We start from the raw sequence: 22,688 nt of genomic DNA on the forward strand, positions 1-22,688 counted from the left end.
AAGGAGAACCTCCAGGAGCTCAACCAGCGCAAGCTGGCCGCCGACTACCCCGTCATCCTCGGCGGCGCCGCCCTGACCCGCGCCTACGTCGAACAGGACCTCCACGAAATCTACGAAGGCGAAGTCCGCTACGCCCGCGACGCCTTCGAAGGCCTGCGCCTCATGGACGCCCTGATCGCGGTGAAGCGCGGCGTCCCGGGCGCGACCCTGCCCGAGCTGAAGCAGCGCCGGGTCGCCAAGCGCGACACCCCGGTCGTCGTGGAGGAGGAGCCGGACGGCGGTCCGGCCCGCTCGGACGTCTCCGTCACCAACCCCGTGCCCACCCCGCCGTTCTGGGGGACGCGGGTGGTCAAGGGGATCCCGCTCAAGGACTACGCGTCGTGGCTGGACGAGGGCGCCCTGTTCAAGGGGCAGTGGGGTCTCAAGCAGGCGCGCGCGGGCGGGGCGACGTACGAGGAGCTCGTCGAGAGCGAGGGACGGCCGCGGCTGCGCGGACTCCTGGACAAGCTGCACACCGAGAACCTGCTGGAGGCGGCCGTGGTCTACGGCTACTTCCCGTGCGTGTCCAAGGGCGACGACCTGATCATCCTGGACGAGCAGGGCAACGAGCGGACCCGGTTCACCTTCCCCCGCCAGCGCCGCGGCCGCCGCCTGTGCCTGGCGGACTTCTTCCGCCCCGAGGAATCGGGCGAGACCGATGTCGTCGGCCTCCAGGTCGTCACCGTCGGCTCCAGGATCGGCGAAGCCACCGCCAAGCTCTTCGCGGCCGACGCCTACCGCGACTACCTCGAGCTGCACGGCCTGTCCGTCCAGCTCGCCGAGGCGATGGCCGAGTACTGGCACGCCCGCGTCCGTGCCGAACTCGGCTACGCGGGCGAGGACCCGGACCGCGTCGAAGACATGTTCGACCTGAAGTACCGCGGCGCCCGCTTCTCCCTGGGCTACGGCGCCTGCCCCGACCTCGAGGACCGGGCCAAGATCGCCGACCTCCTCCAGCCGGAGCGCATCGGCGTCCACCTCTCCGAGGAATTCCAGCTCCACCCCGAGCAGTCCACCGACGCCATCGTCATCCACCACCCCGACGCGAAGTATTTCAACGCACGCTGACGCGGACCGACGTACACTTGTCGGTCCCATACAGGCCGGTCGCCTGTTCCCCCGGGCACGCCCGCGGGGAAGAGGTGACCGGCCTTCTCGTCCCTTCAGAGAGGTGTGCCGGATGACCAGCACCGTTCCCGCGCCCGTCGCCCGTACGGCCGACGGACATGCCCTCCAGGCGGTGCTGCTCGACATGGACGGCACCCTCGTCGACACCGAGGGGTTCTGGTGGGACGTCGAGGTCGACATCTTCGGCGAACTCGGCCACCGACTTGACGAATCCTGGCGTGACGTCGTCGTCGGCGGCCCCATGACCCGCAGCGCCGCCTTCCTGATCGAGTCCACCGGCGCGGCCATCGGCGTCGCCGAACTGTCCGTCCTGCTCAACGAGCGCTTCGAGGCCCGGATCGCCGACGCGGTCCCCCTGATGCCGGGCGCCGAGCGGCTGCTGTCCGAGCTGGCCCGGCACAACGTGCCCACCGCCCTCGTGTCCGCCTCGCACCGCCGCGTCATCGACCGCGTCCTGCGCTCCCTCGGCCCCGAACGCTTCGCGATCAGCGTCGCCGGCGACGAGGTGCCGCGGACCAAGCCCCACCCCGACCCCTACCTGATCGCCGCCAAGGCGCTCGGCGCCCACCCCTCGCGGTGCGCGGTGGTCGAGGACACGGCGACCGGAGTCGCCTCCGCCGAAGCCGCCGGCTGCCGGGTCGTCGCCGTGCCCTCCGTGGGCCGGATCCCGTCCGCCCCGGGCCGGACCGTCGTCGGCTCGCTGGAGGACGTCGACCTCCGCTTCCTGCGTTCCCTCATCACTCCGATGAACTGAACGCGCACTCAGGGTTCCGAACGGAATGATGGTGGGACCCAGGTCTCACCGCAGACCGTCCGGTACGGAGCCCCGGAGGCCGAAATTCCATCCTTGCCAGGGCAGTTGTGCAGGTGACGTTTGTCACCGGGCCGACTGCCCTCCGGCGTGTTAAAGGCACCCACCGGCTTCCCTTGTGTCCCGATTGATCAGCCCCTGACCGAATCCGAGCGGACTTCGGTGTGAGCAGGCGTACTCCTCCCATCACGGTGTGAATACGCCCCCGGCCCAACCGGTTCAAGCCACACCTTCCGGGCCCACTAATGTCGTCGCGGGTACTGCGCCGCACCGCAGCAACCCCGCGCACACACCCCTGTGCCGGGGTCGCGTGGACCGATCGTCACACCACCGGCCCGATCGTTCCGCCCTGAACGGGCGACGTCGCGCAGTGCCCTTTTCACCGCTGTGAACAAGTGCCGGGTTGAGGGAGTTTTTCGAGGATGAACCGCAAGACCATGGTGCTGACGGCCGCGGCCGGCCTGCTCACCCCCGCGCTGACCGCTTGCGGCAGCACCAGCGGAACCGGAGCGGGCACAGGAGCGATCGTCGTCGGCACCACCGACCGGTTCGAGGCCGCCGATACGGTCCCCGCCCCGTTCGACCCCGCGTACGCCTACGACGCCGGGACCTGGAACGTACTGCGCCAGACCGTCCAGACCCTGATGCACACCCCGCGCGGCGGCGGCCAGCCCGTCCCCGAGGCGGCCTCCGACTGCCGCTTCACCGACGCGGGCAACGAGAGCTACCGCTGCACCCTGCGCCCCGGGATGAAGTTCGCCAACGGCGACCCGCTCACCGCGAAGGACGTCAAGTTCTCCATCGAGCGCGTCCTCGCCATCAAGGACGAGAACGGCCCGGTCTCCCTGCTCTCCACCCTCGACACCGTCGAGACCAAGGGCGCGGACACCGTCGTCTTCCACCTGAAGACCCCCGACGCCACGTTCCCGTACAAGCTGTCGACGCCCGCCACGGGCATCGTCAACCAGAAGATGTACGACGGCAAGAAGCTCCGCGAGGGCTTCGCCGTGGACGGCTCCGGCCCGTACACGATGAAGGCCGAGGTCAAGGACAACCACCTCGTCCGCGCCGTCTTCAGCAAGAACCCGAACTACAAGGGCGACATCAAGCTGCAGAACGACAAGGTCGAACTGCGCAGCTTCACCGACTCCGCGGCGATGGGCAAGGCCCTCACCGACGGCTCCATCCAGATGGTGTCGCGCACCCTGTCGCCCGCCCAGATCCAGGACTTCGCCGCCAAGCCGCCCAAGGGCGTCAAGCTCGTCCCGATGCCCGGCCTGGAGATCCGCTACCTCGCCTTCAACACCGAGGCCCCCGTCGTCAAGGACAAGGCCGTCCGCCAGGCCATGGCCGCCGCCATCGACCGCGGCAGCCTCGTCTCCAAGGTCTACGGCAAGTCCGCGACGCCGCTGTACTCCCTGGTCCCCACCACGGTCAACGGCCACGTCAACTCGTTCTTCAACAAGTACGGCGAGGCGAACACCGCCAAGGCCGCCGCCCTGCTGAAGGACGCCGGGATCAAGACCCCGGTCAAGGTCACCCTGAACTACACCAACGACCACTACGGCGACGGCACGGCCGCCGAGTTCGCGGCCCTCAAGGCCCAGCTCAACGCCACCCAGCTCTTCGACGTCACCGTCCAGGGCAGCGACTGGGCCGCCTTCCGCCCCGCGCAGAAGAAGGGCGACTTCGCCGCCTACGGCCTCGGCTGGTTCCCCGACTACTCCGACGCCGACAACTTCCTCGCCCCGTTCCTGGAGCAGGACAACTTCCTGGGCACGCCGTACGCGAACACCGCGGTGCGCTCCAAGCTCCTCCCCGAATCGCGCCGCGCCGTCGACCGCAGCGTCGCCGCCCCCGCGATCGCGGAGATACAGGACATCGTCGCCGACGACGTCCCCGTCCTGCCCCTGTGGCAGGGCAAGCAGTACGTCGCCGCGCGCGACGGGATCACCGGTGTGGAGTGGTCGGTCAACTCCATCTCCGACCTGCAGCTGTGGGAACTCGGCCGGGGCGTAAGCGGCTGATACCGGCAGCGACCGGCCCGCGGACGTCGCGGGCCGGCTGTCAACGAGACAGTTCGACTGTGAAGGACGTTCGTGTGATGAGACGTAACCAGTGGCTGGTCGCCCCGCTCGGGGCGGTCACCGCCGCCGCGCTGCTCAGCGGTTGCGGGGCACAGGACGGCGCCGCCGCCGGCGACGGCAAAGGCGTGGTCATGGGCATATCCGCCGATGTGCGCTCGACGGACCCGGCGGCGGGCTACGACCCCGGCTCCTGGTTGCTCTTCAACAACGTCTTCCAGTCGCTGCTGGCCTTCCCGAAGGGCGGCACCACCCCCGAGCCGGACGCCGCGCAGTCCTGCGCCTTCGAGGGCAGCGACAGCAAGGTCTACAAGTGCACCCTGCGCGCGGGCCTGAAGTTCAGCAACGGCCACAGCCTCACCGCCCAGGACGTCAAGTACTCCTTCGAGCGCACGCTGAAGATCAACGACCCGAACGGCCCGGCCGTCATGCTCGCGTCCGTCGCCCGCATCGACACCCCGGACGACAAGAGCGTCGTCTTCCACCTCAAGGCACCCGACGCGACCTTCCCGAGCAAGATCGCGTCGGGCGCGGGGTCCATCGTCGACCACAGCGAATACCCGGCCGACAAGCTGCGCACGGACGGCAAGGCCACCGGCTCCGGCGTCTACAAGCTGGACTCCTTCACCAGCAAGAGCGCCTCCTTCTCCGTGAACAGCTCCTACACGGGCAAGGCCAAGGCGAAGAACACCGGCGTCACCATGAAGTTCTTCCACGAGGACGAGGGCGCCCTGAAGTCCGCCCTCGAAGCGGGCGACGTCGACTTCGCCTTCCGTGGCCTCGCCGCGAAGGACATCGCCGCGATGGGCGCCAAGACCGGCGACCAGAAGGTCCTCATCGTCCAGGGCGCCGGCGCCGAGGTCGAGCACCTCGTCTTCAACATGAACGACCCCGTCGTCAAGGACAAGGCCGTCCGCAAGGCCATCGCCTACCTCGTCGACCGCGAAGCCCTCGTCAAGGACGTCTACGACGGCACCGCGACCCCGCTCTACTCGATCGTCCCGGCCGGCATCAGCGCCCACAACACGGCGTTCTTCGACCGCTACGGCGGCAGCCCCCAGCCCGAGAAGGCCAAGGCCGTCCTGAAGGCCGCCAACTACACGGACAAGATCAAGCTGACCCTGTGGTCCACCCCGTCCCGCTACGGGCCCGCCACCGACCAGCAGTTCCACGCCATCGCCAAGCAGCTCAACGCCAGCGGGCTCTTCGACGCCGACGTCAAGTCCGTCGAGTTCGGGCAGTACGAGAAGGACATCCAGGCCGGCAAGTACGGCGTGTACGTCAAGGGCTGGGTACCGGACTACCCCGACCCCGACAACTTCACGCAGCCCTTCTTCGGCCCCGACAACGTCCTGGCCAACCACTACACGAACAACGAGATCACCGGGACCATCATCCCTTCGACCTCCGCCAAGGCCGACCGCACCGCCACCACCGCCGACTTCACCCGGCTGCAGGACATCGTCGCCGAAGAGGTGCCGGTCCTCCCGCTGTGGCAGGGCAAGCAGTACGCCGTCGCCCGCCCCAACGTCGCCGGACTCCAGTGGTCCCTCGACGCCTCCACCGTGTTCCGGTTCTGGGAGATCAGCAAGAGCTGACCCCCCAGCCCCGTCACGGAGTCACTGCGCTCCGGGCCGGACCAGGCCGCTCTCGTACGCGTAGACGGCGGCCTGGACCCGGTCGCGCAGACCCAGCTTCGTCAGCACATGACCCACATGCGTCTTGACCGTCGTCTCGCTCACGAACAGATCCGCCGCGATCTCCGCGTTCGACAGCCCGCGCGACACCAGCTTCAACACCTCGACCTCGCGCTCGGTGAGCGTGCCCAGCGTGTTCGGCGCGGCCGCGTCACCCGACGGCAGGTGCCCCGCGTACTTGTCCAGCAGCCGCCGGGTGATGCTCGGCGCGAGCATCGCCTCACCCGCGGCCACCACCCGGATCGCCTGCAACAGCTCCACCGCCGGGGCATCCTTCAGCAAGAAGCCGCTGGCCCCCGCCCGCAGCGCCTCCACCACGTACTCGTCCAGATCGAAGGTCGTCAGCACCAGCACCTTCGCCGGACCGTCCCGCCCCGGACCCGTGATCTGCCGGGTCGCCTCGACCCCGTCCATCCGCGGCATCCGGATGTCCATCAGCACCACGTCGGGCTGCAGCGCCCGGACCTGGTCGATCGCCTGCAGACCGTCCCCGGCCTCACCCACGACCGCCAGATCCCCCTCGGCCTCGAGAATCATCCGGAAGCCGGTGCGCAGCAGCGGCTGGTCGTCGACCAGCAGGACGCGGATCGCCACAGGGTCTCCCTCGTAATCACAGATCGGTCGGACAGCTCCGTAGGACCCCGCCCATTCTGCCCTGCGCCGACGATCAGAACTCCTGCGGCCGGTCCACATCCGCCCGCGGGGTGATGACCAGCGGATACACCGGGGGAGTACCACCGAACTCCGGACACACCGCCTGGTGATCGCACCAGCCGCACAGCTTCGTCGGCCGGGGCCGCCACTCACCCGTCTCCGTCGCCTCCTTGATGGCCTCCCACAGCGCCAGCAGCTTGCGCTCCATCCGCTCCAGGTCCTCGACCACCGGGTCGTACGTGATCACATCACCGCTGCCCAGATACACCAGCTGCAGCCGCCGCGGCACCACCTGCTTGAGCCGCCACACCACCAGCGCGTAGAACTTCATCTGGAACAGCGCGCCCTCCGCGTACTCCGGCCGCGGCGCCTTGCCCGTCTTGTAGTCGACGATCCGCACCTCACCCGACGGCGCCACGTCCACCCGGTCGATGATCCCCCGCAACCGGAGCCCCGAATCCAGCTCCGTCTCCACGAAGAACTCCCGCTCCACCGGCTCCAGCCGCGTCGGGTCCTCCAGCGTGAACCACCGCTCCACCAGCGCCTCGGCCTCCGTCAGCCAGCCCGCCAGCCCCACGCCCCCGTCGTCCCCGGGGAACAGCTCCGTCAGCTCCGGCTTCGCCTCCAGCAACCGGTCCCACTGCCCCGGAATCAACGCCTTGGCCCGCGGCGCCGTCCGCTCCTGCGCCGGATGATCGAAGAGCCGCTCCAGCACCGCGTGCACCAGCGTCCCCCGGGTCGCCGCCGCACTCGGCTTCTCGGGCAGCTTGTCGATCACCCGGAACCGGTACAACAGCGGGCACCGCATGAAATCGCTCGCCCGCGAAGGGGAGAGCGAAGAGGGCCGGGCTGCTTCGGCCGGACCGGTACCGGGGCTCGTCGTCATACCAAGACCCTACGACCCGCGACCGACAGCACGGGCATACCATCGACGCCAAGCCCCCTCGCACTGCATGATCGAAGCATCACACCACGCGACCGCGCGGCCCACCGACCAGAACGACAGCACCGCACGGACAGCACCGATCGACCGAAGGACACCCGTGGCAGACACCGACGAACCCGGCGAGCCCGCAGGCCGTCGCTCCGGACCGGGCGGCGGAATCCTCATGGGGCGCCCCTTCGGAGTGCCCGTCTACGTCTCGCCCAGCTGGTTCCTCGTCGCCGCCCTCATCACCTGGATCTTCGGCAACCAGCTCGAACGCGTCCTGCCCGAGCTCGGCCCGACGCGCTACCTCGTCGCCCTGTTCTTCGCCGTGGCCTTCTACGCCTCCGTACTCGTCCACGAACTCGCCCACACCCTCGCCGCCCTCCGCTTCAAACTCCCCGTCCGCCGCATCCAGCTCCAGTTCTTCGGCGGCGTCTCCGAGATCGAGAAGGAGTCCGAGAGCCCCGGCCGCGAATTCGTCCTCGCCTTCGTCGGCCCCCTCCTCTCCCTCCTCCTCGCCGGCGGCTTCTACCTCGGCATGAAGGCCGTCGAGCCCTCCACCGTCCCCGGCGTCCTGCTCGGCGGACTGATGATCTCCAACCTCCTCGTCGCCGCCTTCAACCTGCTGCCCGGCCTCCCCCTCGACGGCGGCCGCATGCTCCGCGCCGTCATCTGGGCCCTCACCAAGAACCCCATGACCGGCACCGTCGCCGCCGCCTGGGTCGGGCGCGCCATCGCCATCGCCGTCCTCTTCGGCCTCCCCCTCCTCACCGGCACCGGCATCATCAGCGGCGCCGGCACCCAGGACCTCGGCGGCATGGACACCGTCATGAACGCCCTCCTCGCCGCGATCCTCGCCGGAATCATGTGGACCGGCGCCGGCAACAGCCTGCGCATGGCCCGCCTGCGCCAGCACCTCCCCGAACTGCGCGCCCGCACCCTCACCCGACGCGCCATCCCCGTCGAATCCGCCACCCCCCTCTCCGAGGCCCTCCGCCGCGCCAACGACGCCGGAGCCCGCGCCCTCGTCGTCGTCGACGGCCACGGCGACCCCACCGCCCTCGTCCGCGAGACGGCCATCGCCTCCGTACCCGAACACCGCCGCCCCTGGGTCGCCGTCAGCGGCCTCGCACAAGACCTGACCGACGGCATGAAGGTCTCCGCCGAACTCGCCGGCGAAGACCTCCTCGACCGGCTCCGCGCCCACCCCGCCAGCGAATACCTCGTCCTCGAACCCAGCGGCGAGATCTACGGCGTCCTGTCCACCCTCGACGTGGAGAAGGCCTTCGTGAAGGCCATGGCGCGGCCCCAGTCCTAGGTCCAATACACTGGTCACATGTCCGAACCGACCGGTGCCGCCCGCCGACGCGGGCCCTTCAAGGTCGGGGACCAGGTTCAGCTCACCGACCCCAAGGGCCGCCACTACACGTTCACGCTCGAAGCCGGGAAGAATTTCCACACCCACAAGGGTTCCTTCCCGCACGACGAGCTGATCGGTGCTCCCGAGGGCAGTGTTGTCCGCACCACGGGGAACGTCGCGTACCTCGCGCTGCGCCCCCTGCTCCCCGACTACGTCCTGTCCATGCCCCGCGGCGCCGCCGTGGTCTACCCCAAGGACGCGGGCCAGATCCTGGCCTTCGCCGACATCTTCCCCGGCGCCCGCGTCGTCGAAGCGGGTGTGGGCTCCGGATCGCTGAGCAGCTTCCTGCTCCGCGCCATCGGCGACCAGGGCATGCTCCACAGCTACGAACGACGCCCGGACTTCGCCGAGATCGCCACCGCGAACGTGGAACGCTACTTCGGCGGTCCCCACCCCGCGTGGCAGCTCACCGTCGGCGACCTCCAGGACAACCTGTCCGACACGGACGTCGACCGCGTGATCCTCGACATGCTGGCCCCCTGGGAATGCCTCGAGGCCGTCTCCAAGGCCCTCGTCCCCGGCGGCATCCTCTGCTGCTACGTGGCCACCACCACCCAGCTCTCGCGCACCGTCGAATCCATCCGCGAGTTCGGCGGCTACGCCGAACCGCAGCCCTGGGAATCGATGATCCGCAACTGGCACGTCGAAGGCCTCGCCGTCCGCCCCGACCACCGGATGATCGGTCACACCGGCTTCCTCGTCACCGCCCGCCGCCTCGCGGACGGCGTCGAAGCCCCGCTGCGCCGCCGCCGCCCCTCCAAGGGCGCCTACGGCGAGGACTACGACGGCCCCGGCAGCCGCTCCGCGGAGCGCACCGCCGAGACCGGGCGCGCCGCCTCCGAAGGCCGCGACACCGACCGAGGCTGACCCCCGCCCCACCGGAGCCGCGCACGCAGCCCCGCACAACGCACCGGCGCCGGTGCGCAGTTCCCCGCCCACAGCGGGAACCGCGCACCGGCGCCTTTCCGTTGACGTCCTCTCCCGCACCCCGCGGCGCCGACGGGCCCCACGGCACGGCCCCACGGACGGACCCGCCCGTTCCGCCCCCGTGTGAGGTGTGGCACGATGCTGGCTCCCCGTCAGCGCCGCCCTCAGGAGACGCCCCGCGTGCCGCACACCCCCGCAGCCCCGGACCTGGCCCACACCCGCACCCGACCGGTGCACTGGATGGCCACCGCGGCGGCGCTGGCCGCCGTCGTCGCCACGGCCGCCTTCCTCCAGCCCGGCCCCGCGGCCGCCTCCGCCGTCCAGAGCGCCGAAGGACCGCCCGCGACCCCCGCCACCGCGCCCGACCCGGCCGGCGTGACCTACCCCCTCGACTGCCACGGCGTACCCCAGCGCGTCACCGCCACCGCACAGGGCGACCTCGACGCGGACGGGCGCCCGGAGACCGTGGTCGCCGTCCGCTGCGACGCGGGCTCCGGCACCCCGCCCCATGCCCTGTACGTCCTGACCGCCGACGCCACCCCGGGCACGGCCCCCCGGGTCGTCGCCACCCTGCTCACCCCCGGCGAGCACCGGACCGTCAGCGACCTCGCGGTCCGCGACCACGCGGTCACCGCCACCCTGCTCGGGTACTCATCGCCCCGGATACCCCGCTACGCACCCGATGTGAAGCAGGAGTCCAAGTGGCGCTGGACCGGCGGAAAATTCAGCCAGGAGCTTACGGACTCGGCCACGAAACGGGTTTGATTCGGAACCGCCGCTATTCCGCGTCGGGACCGTAGACCTCGACCCTGTCCGAAACCCGCCGCACGTGGATGCAGTCGCCCGGACATTCCTTGGCCGAATCGACCACGTCCTGCAACAACGGCAGCGGAACCGGAGTGCTCGCCCCCGCCTCCTGGAGGAGCTCGTCCTCACCGCTCTTCACATACGCCAGACCATCGATGTCCAGCTCGAACACCTCGGGCGCGTACTGGACACAGATGCCGTCCCCGGTGCAGAGGTCCTGGTCGATCCAGACCTCCAACAGCTCCCCGCCCTCGCCGGCACCGCCAGTGTGAGCCTCGTGCTGCACGGTCATATCTCCTGCCGTTCCCTGTCCTCGGTGATCCACTCCGCTCACAAGTCGCGGCAAGTCGCGCGAGCCCTGACGGGTGTTGAACAGTTCGACCTTACAACCGGCTGCTTTCCGATGTTGAAGGGTGGGTATTTCCCTGGCGTGAGGGAGTACGCAAGGGTGAAGATCGGACACACCCCTACCGTCTTTGTGATCTAGGGGTTTCAATCACCACCAGCCCAGGTAGGGTCAGGAAGCGTCCAGCTCCCCTTGGAGGAGGTGAGGACCGTGGCAGCCCACGACGATGACATCACCCGCGGCATCCGGCCGGGGCGAGGGTCCGATGACCCCGCCGGTCAGGTTGCCTATCTCGAGCAGGAAATCGCCGTCCTGCGACGTAAGCTCGCCGACTCTCCGCGGCACACGAGGATTCTCGAAGAGCGGATCGTCGAGCTCCAGACGAATCTCGCCGGTGTATCCGCGCAGAACGAGCGGCTCGCCAATACGCTCCGTGAGGCCCGCGACCAGATCGTGGCCCTCAAGGAGGAAGTCGACCGGCTCGCACAGCCGCCGGCCGGCTTCGGAGTCTTCCTGCAGTCGAACGAGGACGGCACGGTCGACATTTTCACGGGGGGCCGCAAGCTCCGCGTGAACGTCAGTCCCAGCGTCGAACCCGAGGACCTCAGGCGTGGCCAGGAGGTCATGCTCAACGAGGCCCTCAACGTGGTCGAGGCCATGGAGTTCGAAAGGGCCGGGGACATCGTCACCCTCAAGGAGATCCTTGAGGACGGCGAGCGCGCCCTGGTGGTCGGGCACACCGACGAGGAGAGGGTGGTGAGGCTCGCCGAGCCGCTCCTGGACATCATCATCCGCCCCGGCGACGCCCTCCTGCTCGAACCCCGGTCCGGCTACGTCTACGAAGTGGTGCCGAAGAGCGAGGTCGAGGAACTCGTCCTCGAAGAGGTCCCGGACATCGACTACGACAAGATCGGCGGCCTGGGCGACCAGATCGAGCTGATCCGCGACGCCGTCGAGCTCCCGTACCTCCACCCCGACCTCTTCAAAGAACACGAACTGCGCCCCCCGAAGGGCATCCTGCTCTACGGCCCTCCCGGCTGCGGAAAGACGCTGATCGCCAAGGCGGTCGCCAATTCCCTCGCCAAGAAGGTCGCCGAGGTGACCGGCCAGCCCGCCGGGAAGTCCTACTTCCTCAACATCAAGGGCCCCGAGCTCCTCAACAAGTACGTCGGCGAGACCGAGCGGCACATCCGCCTCGTCTTCCAGCGTGCCAGGGAGAAGGCGAGCGAGGGCACCCCCGTCATCGTCTTCTTCGACGAGATGGAATCCCTCTTCCGCACCCGCGGATCCGGAGTCAGCTCGGACGTGGAGAACACCATCGTCCCCCAGCTGCTCGCCGAGATCGACGGCGTGGAAGGCCTGGAGAACGTCATCGTCATCGGTGCCTCCAACCGCGAGGACATGATCGACCCGGCCATCCTGCGCCCCGGCCGCCTCGATGTGAAGATCAAGATCGAGCGTCCGGACGCCGAGGCCGCGAAGGACATCTTCGCCAAGTACCTCAAGGCCAGCCTGCCCCTGCACACGGACGACCTGTCCGAACACCAGGACTCGCGGGACGGCACCGTCCACAGCATGATCCAGACCGTCGTCGAGCAGATGTACGCCGAGTCCGAGGAGAACCGCTTCCTCGAGGTCACGTACGCCAACGGCGACAAGGAAGTCCTTTACTTCAAGGACTTCAACTCGGGCGCGATGATCCAGAACATCGTGGACCGTGCGAAGAAGATGGCGATCAAGGCCTTCCTCGAGCACAACCAGAAGGGCCTCCGGGTCTCCCACCTCCTCCAGGCGTGCGTGGACGAGTTCAAGGAGAACGAGGACCTGCCCAACACCACCAACCCGGACGACTGGGCCCGCATCTCCGGCAAGAAGGGCGAGCGGATCGTCTTCATCCGCACGCTCGTCACCGGAAAGCAGGGCGCGGACACCGGACGCTCCATCGACACGGTGGCCAACACCGGTCAGTACCTCTGACCGAGCGGGGCGGCTGCGGGTGCCCTCACCGGGGCACCCGCAGCCGACTGCTTTTCAGCCGCGGCCGGGTCAAGGCAATGATTGAAATGATCTCCCCACCAGCGCGGAGCCGCCCTAGGCTCTTCCGTACCGCCGCATCCGCAGTGCGGGGACGGGCACCGCACACGCACCGGACCACCAGCGGTACTTGAGCGCCGCTTCCGATCGGAAGCGCCGCCGGGCAAGGAGGGCCGCATGACCGTACGGCGAGTAATGGGGATCGAGACGGAGTACGGGATCTCCGTCCCCGGTCACCCGAACGCCAATGCCATGCTCACCTCGTCCCAGATCGTCAACGCCTACGCGGCGGCGATGCACCGGGCGCGACGCGCCCGCTGGGACTTCGAGGAGGAGAACCCGCTGCGGGACGCCCGCGGCTTCGACCTCGCCCGCGAGGCCGCCGACAACAGCCAGCTCACCGACGAGGACATCGGCCTCGCCAACGTCATCCTCACCAACGGCGCACGGCTCTACGTCGACCACGCGCACCCCGAGTACAGCTCGCCGGAGATCACCAACCCGCGCGACGCCGTCCTCTGGGACAAAGCCGGCGAACGGATCATGGCCGAGGCGGCCGAACGCGCCGCCCAGCTGCCCGGCGCCCAGCCGATCCACCTCTACAAGAACAACACCGACAACAAGGGCGCCTCCTACGGCACGCACGAGAACTACCTGATGAAGCGGGAGACCCCCTTCTCGGACATCGTGCGCCACCTGACGCCCTTCTTCGTCTCCCGCCAGGTCGTCACCGGCGCGGGCCGGGTCGGCATCGGGCAGGACGGCCGGGAACACGGCTTCCAGATCAGCCAGCGCGCGGACTACTTCGAGGTCGAGGTCGGCCTCGAGACCACCCTCAAGCGCCCCATCATCAACACCCGGGACGAACCCCACTCCGACGCCGAGAAGTACCGCCGGCTGCACGTGATCATCGGCGACGCCAACCTCTCCGAGATCTCCACCTACCTCAAGCTCGGCACCACGGCCCTGGTCCTCTCCATGATCGAGGACGGGTTCATCAACGTCGACCTGGCCGTGGACCAGCCGGTGCGCACCCTGCACCAGGTCTCCCACGACCCGGACCTGCACCAGCTCATCACGCTGCGCAGCGGGCGGACGCTGACCGCCGTACAGCTGCAGATGGAGTACTTCGAGCTGGCGCGCAAGTACATCGACGAGCGCTTCGGATCCGACGCGGACGAGCAGACCAAGGACGTGCTGGCCCGCTGGGAGGACGTACTGGGCCGCCTGGAGACGGACCCGATGAGCCTCGCCGGGGAGCTGGACTGGATCGCCAAACGAGAGATCCTCGAGGGCTACCGCAGGCGCGACGGACTGGACTGGGACGCGGCGCGGCTCGGGCTGGTGGACCTCCAGTACTCGGACGTCCGCCCCGACAAGGGCCTGTACAACCGCCTGGTGGCCCGCGGCAAGATCAAGCGGCTGCTGGACGAGCCCGCGGTCGAGCGGGCCGAGAGCAAGCCCCCGGAGGACACCCGGGCCTACTTCCGCGGCCGCTGCCTGGAGCAGTACGCCGACGACGTGGCCGCGGCCTCCTGGGACTCGGTCATCTTCGACCTGCCGGGCCACGACTCGCTCCAGCGGGTCCCGACCCTGGAGCCGCTGCGGGGCACCCGGGCGCACGTCAAGGAGCTCCTGGACCGCTGCCGCACGGCGGAGGACCTGGTGCGGGTCCTTTCGGGGCGCTGAACGCGGCTGAAAGGCCTCCGGTCCGGGAATCATGAGAAAGACCGGACGTTAAGGAAAGTGCGGGTCGAATGTCGGAGCCTCCTTGTAGGGTCCGACGTAGGGTCTGATCTTGAGGGATCCCGAATTCCCGGGGTCTCTCGACGTGAGCGTGCGAACCGAGCGGGGTGAGGTAGACATGGCGACCAAGGACACCGGCGGCGGACAGCAGAAGGCGACGCGCTCGACCGAGGAGGTCGAGGAAACGACCGTCGAGGCGAGTTCGGACGTCCAGGAACGGCACGAGAAGCTCTCGGACGACGTCGACTCCGTACTTGACGAGATTGACGATGTCCTAGAGGAGAATGCCGAGGATTTCGTGCGGTCCTTCGTTCAGAAGGGTGGAGAGTGATTTCACCTTCGATTCGAAGGTGACACTCTTCGGGGAGGGTGAGTGTCGGCGATCAGCAAGCGGTGTGCTCGGTGCGGTGAGATGAAGTCCCTCGACGACTACGCGTCGAACCGGGCGATGCGTGACGGCCTGCAGAGCTACTGCAGGCCGTGCGCGGCCGAGTATCACCAGCAGCGGCAGATATCCAAGGGCAAGAACGTACGGCCGCGGGTTATCGCACCGGCAGGCCACAAATACTGTCGGCGATGCTGCGAGATCAAGCCGCACTCCGAATGGGACAAGAACAAGACGGCGTCGGACGGCCTCTCGACGCGTTGCAAGGCCTGCCGCGCCATCGAAAGCCGGGCAGGCCACCTCAAGCGTTCCTACGGCATCACCGAGGCCGAGCGCGAGGAGATGATCGCAGCTCAGGGCGGGGTGTGCGCGATCTGCCAAGAGAGTCCCGCGGAGCATGTGGATCACGATCATCAGACGGGTAAGGTCCGAGGCGTACTTTGCTTCGGCTGCAACGCAGGAATTGGGCAGCTCAAGGATCGGCCGGACGTCATCAGGCGTGCAGCCGCATATGTGGAAGGAAACCTGTGGAACCCAACACTCGTAGCACAGGGCGTCTACCGGCAGCCTTCCTGACGCCGGGGTCCTCCTCCTTCATGGACTTCCTGGGCGCGCACTCGCCCGAGATGCTGCCCGGGAACCGGACGCTGCCGGAGGGGGCCGTGCAGGCGCCGCACGGGACGACCATCGTCGCCGCCACGTTCCCCGGCGGGGTCGTGCTCGCCGGTGACCGGCGGGCGACCATGGGGAACATGATCGCGCAGCGGGACATCGAGAAGGTGTTCCCGGCCGATGAGTACTCCGCCGTCGGGATTGCCGGCGCGGCGGGTCTGGCCGTGGAGATGGTGAAGCTGTTCCAGCTGGAGCTGGAGCACTTCGAGAAGGTGGAAGGGGCGACCCTGAGCCTGGAGGGCAAGGCGAACCGGCTCTCCACCATGATCCGGGGCAACTTGGGGATGGCGATGCAGGGCCTCGCCGTCGTCCCGCTGTTCGCCGGCTGGGACGAGGCCAAGGAGCGGGGCCGGATCTTCAGCTACGACGTGACCGGCGGCCGCTCGGAGGAGCACGGCTACTCCGCCACCGGTTCCGGTTCGATCTTCGCCCGCGGCTCCATGAAGAAGCTGTACCGCGACGATCTGACGGAGGAGGAGTGCACGACCCTGGTCGTGCAGGCCCTGTACGACGCCGCGGACGACGACTCGGCGACCGGCGGCCCGGACATGGCGCGCCGGATCTTCCCGATCGTCACCGTCATGACCGACGAGGGCTTCCGCAGGCTCACCGACGAGGAGTCGGCCGGGCTGGCCCGCGCGATCACCGAGCGCCGCATGTCGCAGCCCGACGGGCCGCGCGCCGCGCTGCTCTGACCATCCGTAGCCCCGTAGGAGCCCAGAAGAGAGGGACGGACAGCCGGTGTCGACTCCGTTCTATGTGTCACCCCAGCAGGCCATGGCGGACCGTGCGGAATACGCGCGCAAGGGCATCGCCCGCGGTCGCAGCCTCGTCGTGCTGCAGTACGCCGACGGCATTGTGTTCGTCGGTGAGAACCCGTCCCGCGCGCTGCACAAGTTCAGCGAGATCTACGACCGCATCGGTTTCGCGGCGGCCGGCAAGTACAACGAGTACGAGAACCTGCGGATCGGCGGTGTGCGCTACGCGGATCTGCGCGGGTACACCTACGACCGTGAGGACGTGACGGCCCGTGGGCTGGCCAACGTCTACGCGCAGACGCTGGGCACGATCTTCTCCAGTGCGGGTGAGAAGCCGTACGAGGTGGAGCTGGTGGTCGCCGAGGTGGGCGCGACGGCGTCCGGTGACCAGATCTACCGGCTGCCGCACGACGGCTCGATCGTGGACGAGCACGGCTCGGTCGCGGTCGGTGGAAATGCCGAGCAGATCAGTACGTACCTGGATCAGCGCCATCAGGACGGGATGACCCTCGCGGAGGCGTTGAAGCTGGCGGTGCAGGCGCTGTCGAGTCAGGCCAACGGCACCGACCGGGAGATTCCGGCGGACCGGCTGGAGGTGGCGGTGCTGGACCGTACGCGGGCGCAGCAGCGCAAGTTCAAGCGGATCCGCGGCCGGCAGCTGGCGCGGTTGCTGGAGGCCGATGTTCCGGCGGCGGCGCAGGCCGATGCCGTGTCGAACGACGAGGAGCCCGAGGACTCGGAGTAGTCCGCGTCGTGGGTGTGGCGCCCCGGTCCGTCTCTGGTGAGGCGGGCCGGGGCGCTGTCGTGTTCAGGGGGTGGGCGGGGGCGCGGTGGAGCCGCGTACGACGAGGGTGACGGGGAGGTCGGGGGCGGTCCAGGGGGTGCCGTCGAGGACGGCGAGGAGGGCGCTCATGCCGTGTTCGCCGACGCGTTCGGCGGGGAGGGCGATGGTGGTGAGTTCGGGTTCGACGGCGGTGGCAAGGGCGAGGTCGTCGAAGCCGGTGACGGAGAGGTCGTCGGGGACGCGCAGGCCGAGGCGGCGGGCGGCCTTGCAGGCACCGGCGGCGAGGATGTCGTCGTCGCAGATGACGGCGGTGGGTCGCTCGCCCGGGGCGGTCAGGGCGGCTTCCATGGTGGTTCTGGCGGCCTGGACGCTGAGGGCGGATCTGACGGTGCGCAGTTCGGCGCGGGGGCCCAGGAGGGCGGTCAGGGCCTTGGCGCGGACGTCGAAGGTCCAGGAGTCGACGGCCGAGGCGAGGTGGAGGAAGCGGTGGTGGCCGAGGGCCCGGAGGTGTTCGGTGACCTGGCGCATGCCGTCGGCCATGGCGAGGTTGACGTGGGCGGCGGCGCGGCCGGAGGTGGGGTCGCTGTCGAGCATGACGAGAGGGAGTCCGTCGCCGCCGATGGCTTCGAGGGCGTGGGCGGCCATGGAGGAGGCGATGACCCCGTCGAGGGCCGCGCGGGCGGAGGCGAAGGGGTCGCGGGCGGGGCCGGTGCCGTCGGGGGAGGGGTAGAGGACGACGCCGAAGCCGTGTTCGGCGGCGACGCGGGCGGCTCCGGTGTAGACGCGGGCGAAGAATTCGTTGGTGAGGGCGGGGACGACGAGGAGGGCGGTGCGGGTGCTGCCGAGGCGGAGGTTGCGGGCGGCGAGGTTGGGGCGGTAGCCGAGGTGGGCGGCGCTTTCGCGGACGTGGGCGGCGGTGCGCTCGGAGACGCGGCCGCGCCATTTGTCGCCGAGGACGAGGGAGACGGTGGCCTGTGAGACCCCGGCGGCGTGGGCGACGTCGCGGCTGGTGGGTCTCGTCACGCGGGGCTCCCGTGGTGCGTGGGCGGGGGTGCCGGGGTGGACCCCCGGGCTGTGGTCATGGTACGTATTACGCGTCAAGTTATACGTATTACCCCGGCTGGATCCGGGCGGAGAGGGGCGGACATGGCCGCGGGATACGCGGAGCTGCTCAGGACCCGGCATGCGGCGAGGCTGCTGGTGGGGACCCTGATAGGCAGGCTGCCCAACGGCACCGCCCCGATCGCCATCGTGCTGTTCACCCGGGCGGAGGGCGGCAGCTACAGCCTCGCGGGCGCCCTGGCCGCGGTGTACGGGGTGGCGAACGCGGTGGGCCAGCCGCTGCTCGGCCGGGCGGTGGACCTCTTCGGGCAGCCCCGGATCCAGCTGCCGGCGGCGCTGGTCTCGGCGCTCGGGATGGTGTGGCTGGCGCTGGCGGGCACCGGGTCGGTGGCCGCCGCGTACGCGGCCGTGATCGTGGCGGGGCTCTTCACGCCGCCGCTGGAGGGCGGGCTGCGGGCGCTGTGGCCGGGGATCCTGGGCGGCAAGGAGGAGCGCGTGCACGCGGCGTACGCGATGGACGCGGTGGCGCAGGAGGTCATGTTCACGGTCGGTCCGCTGCTGGTGACCCTGTTCGTGGCGCTGTGGGACCCGGCCGTGGCGCTGCTGGTGATCAACGGGATCGGGGTGCTGGGGGCGCTGTCGGTGGTGGTCTCGGAGCCGTCGCGTGCGTGGCGCTCGGCGCCGCGTGAGGCGCACTGGCTGGGGGCGCTGCGTTCGCGCGGGCTGCTGGCGCTGCTGGGGGCGTTCTTCTTCGTCGGTACGGCGCTGGGTTCGATCACGGTGGCGGGCGTGGCGTACGCGGACGGTCACGGGGGCCAGGCGGTGTACGGCTGGCTGATGGCGGCGCTGGGGCTGGGCGCGCTGGTCGGCGGTGTGGCGTACGGCGCGCGGCACTGGCCCGGCGCGCCCGAGCGGCGGCTGCGGGTTCTGGTGGCGCTGCTGGCCGTGTGTTATCTGCCGCTGATGCTGGTGCCGGGTCCGGTGGCGATGACGGCGCTGGCGGCGCTGGCGGGGGTGTTCCTGGCGCCGTCCATCGCGTGCGCGTTCATCGTGGTGGACCGGCACGCGCCGGCGGGCACGGTCACGGAGGCGTTCTCCTGGCTGGTCACCTTCTTCGGTGTGGGTGCGGCGATCGGTACGGCGGTGGCCGGTCCGGCGGTGGAGTGGGGCGGTACGGCCTCCGGTTTCGCGGTGGCGAGCGTCGCCGGGGCGGCGGCGCTGCTGGTGCTGATGACGACTCAGCGGGTGCTCGCGGCGCGCTCAACGGGGGCCGGGGGAACCGGTTCGGACGGGGCCTCAGATGAAAATGATCGAAACGGCGCTCTCGAACCCGGTTTCAGAACACAGCAGAAGGCGTAATGTTCAGTCATGGACCGCCGCATTTTCGGGCTGGAGAACGAGTACGGCGTCACGTGCACGTTCAGGGGACAGCGCCGACTGTCTCCTGACGAAGTGGCGCGCTACCTCTTCCGCCGTGTCGTCTCATGGGGCCGCAGCAGCAATGTCTTCCTGCGGAACGGCGCCCGCCTGTACCTCGATGTGGGTTCGCATCCGGAATATGCAACTCCCGAATGCGACAACGTGACCGAACTGGTCACCCACGACAAGGCCGGCGAGCGCATTCTCGAAGGTCTGCTCGTCGACGCCGAACGCCGCCTGCACGAGGAGGGAATCGCGGGCGACGTCTACCTCTTCAAGAACAACACCGACTCGGCGGGCAATTCGTACGGCTGCCACGAGAACTACCTGGTGGCGCGGCACGGAGAATTCTCCCGCCTGGCGGACATCCTCATTCCCTTCCTCGTCACGCGCCAGCTGATCTGCGGCGCGGGCAAGGTGCTGCAGACGCCCCGGGGCGCGGTGTACTGCGTCAGCCAGCGGGCCGAGCACATCTGGGAGGGCGTGAGCTCGGCGACGACCCGTTCCCGGCCGATCATCAACACCAGGGACGAGCCGCACGCGGACGCGGAGCGTTACCGGCGGCTGCACGTGATCGTCGGCGACTCGAACATGTCCGAGACGACCATGCTGCTCAAGGTCGGTGCGACCGACCTGGTGCTGCGCATGATCGAGGCGGGCACGGTGATGCGCGACCTGACCCTGGAGAACCCGATCCGGGCGATCCGTGAGGTCAGCCACGACATCACGGGGCAGCGCAAGGTGCGTCTGGCGAGCGGCCGGGAGGCCTCCGCGCTGGAGATCCAGCGGGAGTACTACGACAAGGCCGTGGACTTCGCGGAGCGCCGCGGGATCCGCACCGGGGTCGTGGACCAGGTGCTGGAGCTGTGGGGCCGTACGCTCGACGCGATCGACGCGGAGGACCTGGACCGGATCGGTACGGAGATCGACTGGGTCATGAAGTACCAGCTGATCGAGCGGTACCGGGCGAAGCACAACATGACCATGTCGAACCCGCGGGTCGCGCAGATAGACCTCGCCTACCACGACATCCACCGGCGGCGCGGTCTGTACTACCTGCTGGAGCGCAAGGGGCAGGCGGCGCGGATCTGCAACGACCTCAAGATCTTCGAGGGCAAGTCGGTGCCTCCGCAGACGACGCGGGCGCGGCTGCGCGGGGACTTCATCCGGCGGGCGCAGGAGCAGCGGCGGGACTTCACCGTCGACTGGGTGCACCTGAAGCTGAACGACCAGGCGCAGCGCACCGTGCTGTGCAAGGACCCGTTCCGGTCGGTGGACGAGCGGGTCGAGAAGCTGATCGCCGGGATGTGATCGGCCGGCGTGTGATCGGCGGAGTGTGATCCGCGGCGGGTGACCGTGCGGCGTGATCTCGCGGTGTGACATCTCACGGGCCCCGTACGTCTCTCGTACGGGGCCCGGCGCACGCCTTAGAGTTGGCGGCGACCAATGTGCCGTCTGAGATCTGAGGAACACGTGCGCCGAATTGCCGGCCTGCTTGTCGTCCCCCTTCTGCTGCTGTCGACAGCGGCCTGTGGTGGCGGCGACGACAAGGGCTCCGACTCCGCCCAGATGCAGAACGGGGTGCCCGCGATCACGAAGGGCGCCAAGTTCGGCGAGGAACCCACCGTCTCGAAGGGCAAGGGCGAACCGCCCAAGGACCTGAAGGTGGTGGTGCTCAGCGAGGGCAAGGGCCCGGCGTTGAAGAAGGGCGACGCGGCTCAGGTGAACTATCTGGGTCAGGTCTGGGACGCGAGCGAGCCGTTCGACAAGAGCTTCGGGCGTCCGGCCCCCTTCGACCTCAACGTCGGTGCGGGCATGGTCATCAAGGGCTGGGACCAGGGCCTGGAGGGCAAGAAGGTCGGCAGCCGTGTCGAACTCGTGATCCCGCCCGCGCTGGGGTACGGCGATCAGGGTTCCGGCGACAAGATCAAGCCGAACGCCACCCTGGTCTTCGTCGTCGACATCGTCAAGGGCACCACGATCCCGGCCTCGGCCACGGGCAAGGAAGTTCCCCAGGACAACAAGGACCTGCCCAAGGTCGGCACGAACACGGACGGCAAGGAGGTGTCGGTCACGGTTCCCAAGGACGTGACCCCGCCGGCCAAGCTCGTCTCGAACTACGTGCTGGAGGGTGACGGCGCGGTCGTGAAGGACAGCGACAACGTGGCGGTCCGCTTCAACGGCAAGACGTGGAAGGACGACAAGACCTTCGAAAGCACGTACACCACCGGCACCTCGGTGACCTGGCCGATGGCGCAGCTGTCGGTGAAGGGCCTCAAGGACGGCATCGTCGGCAAGAAGGTCGGCAGCCGGGTCCTGCTGGTGATCCCGCCCGCCGACGGTTTCGGTGACAAGGAGCAGGGCACCATCCCGGCGAACTCGACGCTGGTCTTCAGCCTCGACATCGTCGCGGTGATGTAAGACTTGTCCGGTTGCCCCCCGGCTCCCGCCGGGAGGGCCCTTTTGTTCGTACGTATGAGGAGCAGTGCCGTGAGCGACAAGCTCGAGAAGCCCGAGATCGATTTCCCCGAAGGCGACGTCCCCACCGACCTCGTGATCGAGGACATCTGGCTGGGCGACGGAGCCGAGGCGAAGGCGGGCTCCAACATCCGCGTCCACTACGTGGGTGTCGCGTTCTCCACCGGCGAGGAGTTCGACTCCTCCTGGAGCCGTAACGAGCCGCTGCCGTTCACCCTCGGTGTCGGTCAGGTCATCAAGGGCTGGGACCAGGGTGTCCAGGGCATGAAGGTCGGCGGCCGTCGCAAGCTGACGATCCCCGCCCACCTCGCGTACGGCGACCGCGGCGCGGGCCGCGCGATCGCTCCGGGCGAGACGCTGATCTTCGTCTGTGACCTGATGGCCGCCTGATCCACCGGCAGTCGTCGTGGGGGGGGCCCCCCCCCCCGGGGGGGGGGCGCCCCGATTGGGGGGGGGGGCCCCGCGGGGGGGGGGCACGGGGGGGGGGGTGTGGTGGTGTTTTGGGGGGT

Annotated in this window: 21 protein-coding genes; 17 read left to right on the forward strand and 4 right to left on the reverse strand. The window is 69.1% G+C overall.

The genetic code is table 11. The annotated features are described in order from the left end of the window. The 4 genes from ABT084_RS35260 to ABT084_RS35275 all read left to right on the forward strand — a co-directional run. Positions 1–1,107, forward strand: a 1,107-nt coding sequence (locus ABT084_RS35260; protein ID WP_351053128.1) for a vitamin B12 dependent-methionine synthase activation domain-containing protein, incomplete at its 5' end; no start/stop codon positions are given. A 112-nt stretch (positions 1,108–1,219) separates the two neighbouring features. Further along, positions 1,220–1,921: an HAD family hydrolase gene (locus ABT084_RS35265; RefSeq protein WP_351053131.1), complete on the forward strand. Its 702-nt coding sequence runs from the start codon at positions 1,220–1,222 to the stop codon at positions 1,919–1,921. Positions 1,922–2,400: 479 nt separating this feature from the next. Next, the gene (locus ABT084_RS35270) at positions 2,401–4,005 is read left to right on the forward strand and encodes an ABC transporter substrate-binding protein (protein WP_351053134.1); all 1,605 of its coding nucleotides are present in this window, start codon (positions 2,401–2,403) and stop codon (positions 4,003–4,005) included. A gap of 77 nt (positions 4,006–4,082) precedes the next feature. Beyond that, on the forward strand, positions 4,083–5,660 hold the full coding sequence (locus ABT084_RS35275; RefSeq protein ID WP_351053137.1) for an ABC transporter substrate-binding protein: 1,578 nt from the start codon (positions 4,083–4,085) through the stop codon (positions 5,658–5,660). A gap of 21 nt (positions 5,661–5,681) precedes the next feature. Here the strand turns inward: ABT084_RS35275 and ABT084_RS35280 are convergent, their stop codons facing one another. Together ABT084_RS35280 and ABT084_RS35285 are read right to left on the reverse strand one after the other, a co-directional pair. After that, positions 5,682–6,353, reverse strand: a complete 672-nt coding sequence (locus ABT084_RS35280; protein ID WP_351053140.1) for a response regulator — start codon at positions 6,351–6,353, stop codon at positions 5,682–5,684. A 73-nt stretch (positions 6,354–6,426) separates the two neighbouring features. Continuing rightward, on the reverse strand, positions 6,427–7,299 hold the full coding sequence (locus tag ABT084_RS35285) for a RecB family exonuclease (protein ID WP_351053143.1): 873 nt from the start codon (positions 7,297–7,299) through the stop codon (positions 6,427–6,429). Positions 7,300–7,456: 157 nt separating this feature from the next. Here ABT084_RS35285 and ABT084_RS35290 point away from each other — a divergent pair, with 157 nt between their 5' ends. The 3 genes from ABT084_RS35290 to ABT084_RS35300 all read left to right on the forward strand — a co-directional run bounded on the left by ABT084_RS35290 (position 7,457) and on the right by ABT084_RS35300 (position 10,453). Further along, positions 7,457–8,659 carry a site-2 protease family protein gene (locus ABT084_RS35290; protein ID WP_351053146.1) on the forward strand — a complete coding sequence of 401 codons (1,203 nt, stop codon included), beginning with the start codon at positions 7,457–7,459 and terminating at the stop codon, positions 8,657–8,659. Positions 8,660–8,677: 18 nt separating this feature from the next. After that, the gene (locus tag ABT084_RS35295; RefSeq protein ID WP_351053149.1) at positions 8,678–9,628 is read left to right on the forward strand and encodes a tRNA (adenine-N1)-methyltransferase; all 951 of its coding nucleotides are present in this window, start codon (positions 8,678–8,680) and stop codon (positions 9,626–9,628) included. A gap of 240 nt (positions 9,629–9,868) precedes the next feature. Continuing rightward, positions 9,869–10,453: a hypothetical protein gene (locus ABT084_RS35300; protein ID WP_502969274.1), complete on the forward strand. Its 585-nt coding sequence runs from the start codon at positions 9,869–9,871 to the stop codon at positions 10,451–10,453. A gap of 13 nt (positions 10,454–10,466) precedes the next feature. Here ABT084_RS35300 and ABT084_RS35305 read toward each other — a convergent pair whose 3' ends face one another. Beyond that, positions 10,467–10,787 (reverse strand): ferredoxin, encoded by a 321-nt coding sequence (locus tag ABT084_RS35305; protein WP_351053155.1) that lies wholly within the window; start codon positions 10,785–10,787, stop codon positions 10,467–10,469. A gap of 264 nt (positions 10,788–11,051) precedes the next feature. Here ABT084_RS35305 and arc point away from each other — a divergent pair, with 264 nt between their 5' ends. The 6 genes from arc to prcA all read left to right on the forward strand — a co-directional run bounded on the left by arc (position 11,052) and on the right by prcA (position 17,181). Then, positions 11,052–12,818, forward strand: a complete 1,767-nt coding sequence (arc, locus tag ABT084_RS35310; RefSeq protein ID WP_351053158.1) for a proteasome ATPase — start codon at positions 11,052–11,054, stop codon at positions 12,816–12,818. A 234-nt stretch (positions 12,819–13,052) separates the two neighbouring features. Then, positions 13,053–14,564, forward strand: a complete 1,512-nt coding sequence (gene dop / locus ABT084_RS35315; protein ID WP_351053161.1) for a depupylase/deamidase Dop — start codon at positions 13,053–13,055, stop codon at positions 14,562–14,564. Between the two features lie 175 nt (positions 14,565–14,739). Then, positions 14,740–14,952: a ubiquitin-like protein Pup gene (locus tag ABT084_RS35320; protein WP_351053187.1), complete on the forward strand. Its 213-nt coding sequence runs from the start codon at positions 14,740–14,742 to the stop codon at positions 14,950–14,952. An 81-nt stretch (positions 14,953–15,033) separates the two neighbouring features. Then, positions 15,034–15,582: an endonuclease VII domain-containing protein gene (locus ABT084_RS35325; protein WP_351053164.1), complete on the forward strand. Its 549-nt coding sequence runs from the start codon at positions 15,034–15,036 to the stop codon at positions 15,580–15,582. Beyond that, positions 15,534–16,373 carry a proteasome subunit beta gene (gene prcB / locus ABT084_RS35330; RefSeq protein ID WP_351053167.1) on the forward strand — a complete coding sequence of 280 codons (840 nt, stop codon included), beginning with the start codon at positions 15,534–15,536 and terminating at the stop codon, positions 16,371–16,373. The genes ABT084_RS35325 and prcB overlap by 49 nt, the downstream gene beginning before the upstream one ends. 46 nt (positions 16,374–16,419) lie before the next feature. Further along, positions 16,420–17,181, forward strand: coding sequence for a proteasome subunit alpha (gene prcA / locus ABT084_RS35335; RefSeq protein ID WP_351053170.1), 762 nt, complete (start codon positions 16,420–16,422; stop codon positions 17,179–17,181). Between the two features lie 63 nt (positions 17,182–17,244). Here prcA and ABT084_RS35340 read toward each other — a convergent pair whose 3' ends face one another. After that, a complete protein-coding gene (locus ABT084_RS35340; protein WP_351053173.1) occupies positions 17,245–18,243 on the reverse strand; it encodes a LacI family DNA-binding transcriptional regulator in 999 nt (332 codons plus the stop codon). Between the two features lie 123 nt (positions 18,244–18,366). Here ABT084_RS35340 and ABT084_RS35345 point away from each other — a divergent pair, with 123 nt between their 5' ends. From ABT084_RS35345 to ABT084_RS35360, 4 genes are all read left to right on the forward strand, one after another. Further along, a complete protein-coding gene (locus ABT084_RS35345) occupies positions 18,367–19,641 on the forward strand; it encodes an MFS transporter (RefSeq protein WP_351053176.1) in 1,275 nt (424 codons plus the stop codon). A 9-nt stretch (positions 19,642–19,650) separates the two neighbouring features. Then, on the forward strand, positions 19,651–21,012 hold the full coding sequence (pafA, locus tag ABT084_RS35350) for a Pup--protein ligase (RefSeq protein ID WP_351053179.1): 1,362 nt from the start codon (positions 19,651–19,653) through the stop codon (positions 21,010–21,012). Positions 21,013–21,174: 162 nt separating this feature from the next. Further along, a complete protein-coding gene (locus ABT084_RS35355; RefSeq protein WP_351053182.1) occupies positions 21,175–22,122 on the forward strand; it encodes an FKBP-type peptidyl-prolyl cis-trans isomerase in 948 nt (315 codons plus the stop codon). Between the two features lie 54 nt (positions 22,123–22,176). Further along, entirely contained in the window at positions 22,177–22,569 is a 393-nt protein-coding gene (locus ABT084_RS35360; protein ID WP_351053185.1) for an FKBP-type peptidyl-prolyl cis-trans isomerase, read from the forward strand. Positions 22,570–22,688: the final 119 nt, after the last annotated feature.

Source organism: Streptomyces sp. NPDC002138, assembly GCF_040296485.1.
In the GTDB taxonomy this organism is placed as follows: domain Bacteria; phylum Actinomycetota; class Actinomycetes; order Streptomycetales; family Streptomycetaceae; genus Streptomyces.

Bases quoted from the DNA above. Each gene is read 5' to 3' on its own strand.
- pafA (WP_351053179.1), top strand. From the start codon at position 19,651: ATGGACCGCCGCATTTTCGGGCTGGAGAACGAGTACGGCGTCACGTGC.
- ABT084_RS35345 (WP_351053176.1), top strand. From the start codon at position 18,367: ATGGCCGCGGGATACGCGGAGCTGCTCAGGACCCGGCATGCGGCGAGG.
- ABT084_RS35325 (WP_351053164.1), top strand. From the start codon at position 15,034: ATGAAGTCCCTCGACGACTACGCGTCGAACCGGGCGATGCGTGACGGC.
- ABT084_RS35360 (WP_351053185.1), top strand. From the start codon at position 22,177: ATGAGGAGCAGTGCCGTGAGCGACAAGCTCGAGAAGCCCGAGATCGAT.
- ABT084_RS35265 (WP_351053131.1), top strand. From the start codon at position 1,220: ATGACCAGCACCGTTCCCGCGCCCGTCGCCCGTACGGCCGACGGACAT.
- ABT084_RS35305 (WP_351053155.1), bottom strand. From the start codon at position 10,787: ATGACCGTGCAGCACGAGGCTCACACTGGCGGTGCCGGCGAGGGCGGG.
- ABT084_RS35295 (WP_351053149.1), top strand. From the start codon at position 8,678: ATGTCCGAACCGACCGGTGCCGCCCGCCGACGCGGGCCCTTCAAGGTC.
- ABT084_RS35285 (WP_351053143.1), bottom strand. From the start codon at position 7,299: ATGACGACGAGCCCCGGTACCGGTCCGGCCGAAGCAGCCCGGCCCTCT.
- dop (WP_351053161.1), top strand. From the start codon at position 13,053: ATGACCGTACGGCGAGTAATGGGGATCGAGACGGAGTACGGGATCTCC.
- ABT084_RS35270 (WP_351053134.1), top strand. From the start codon at position 2,401: ATGAACCGCAAGACCATGGTGCTGACGGCCGCGGCCGGCCTGCTCACC.
- ABT084_RS35320 (WP_351053187.1), top strand. From the start codon at position 14,740: ATGGCGACCAAGGACACCGGCGGCGGACAGCAGAAGGCGACGCGCTCG.
- ABT084_RS35275 (WP_351053137.1), top strand. From the start codon at position 4,083: ATGAGACGTAACCAGTGGCTGGTCGCCCCGCTCGGGGCGGTCACCGCC.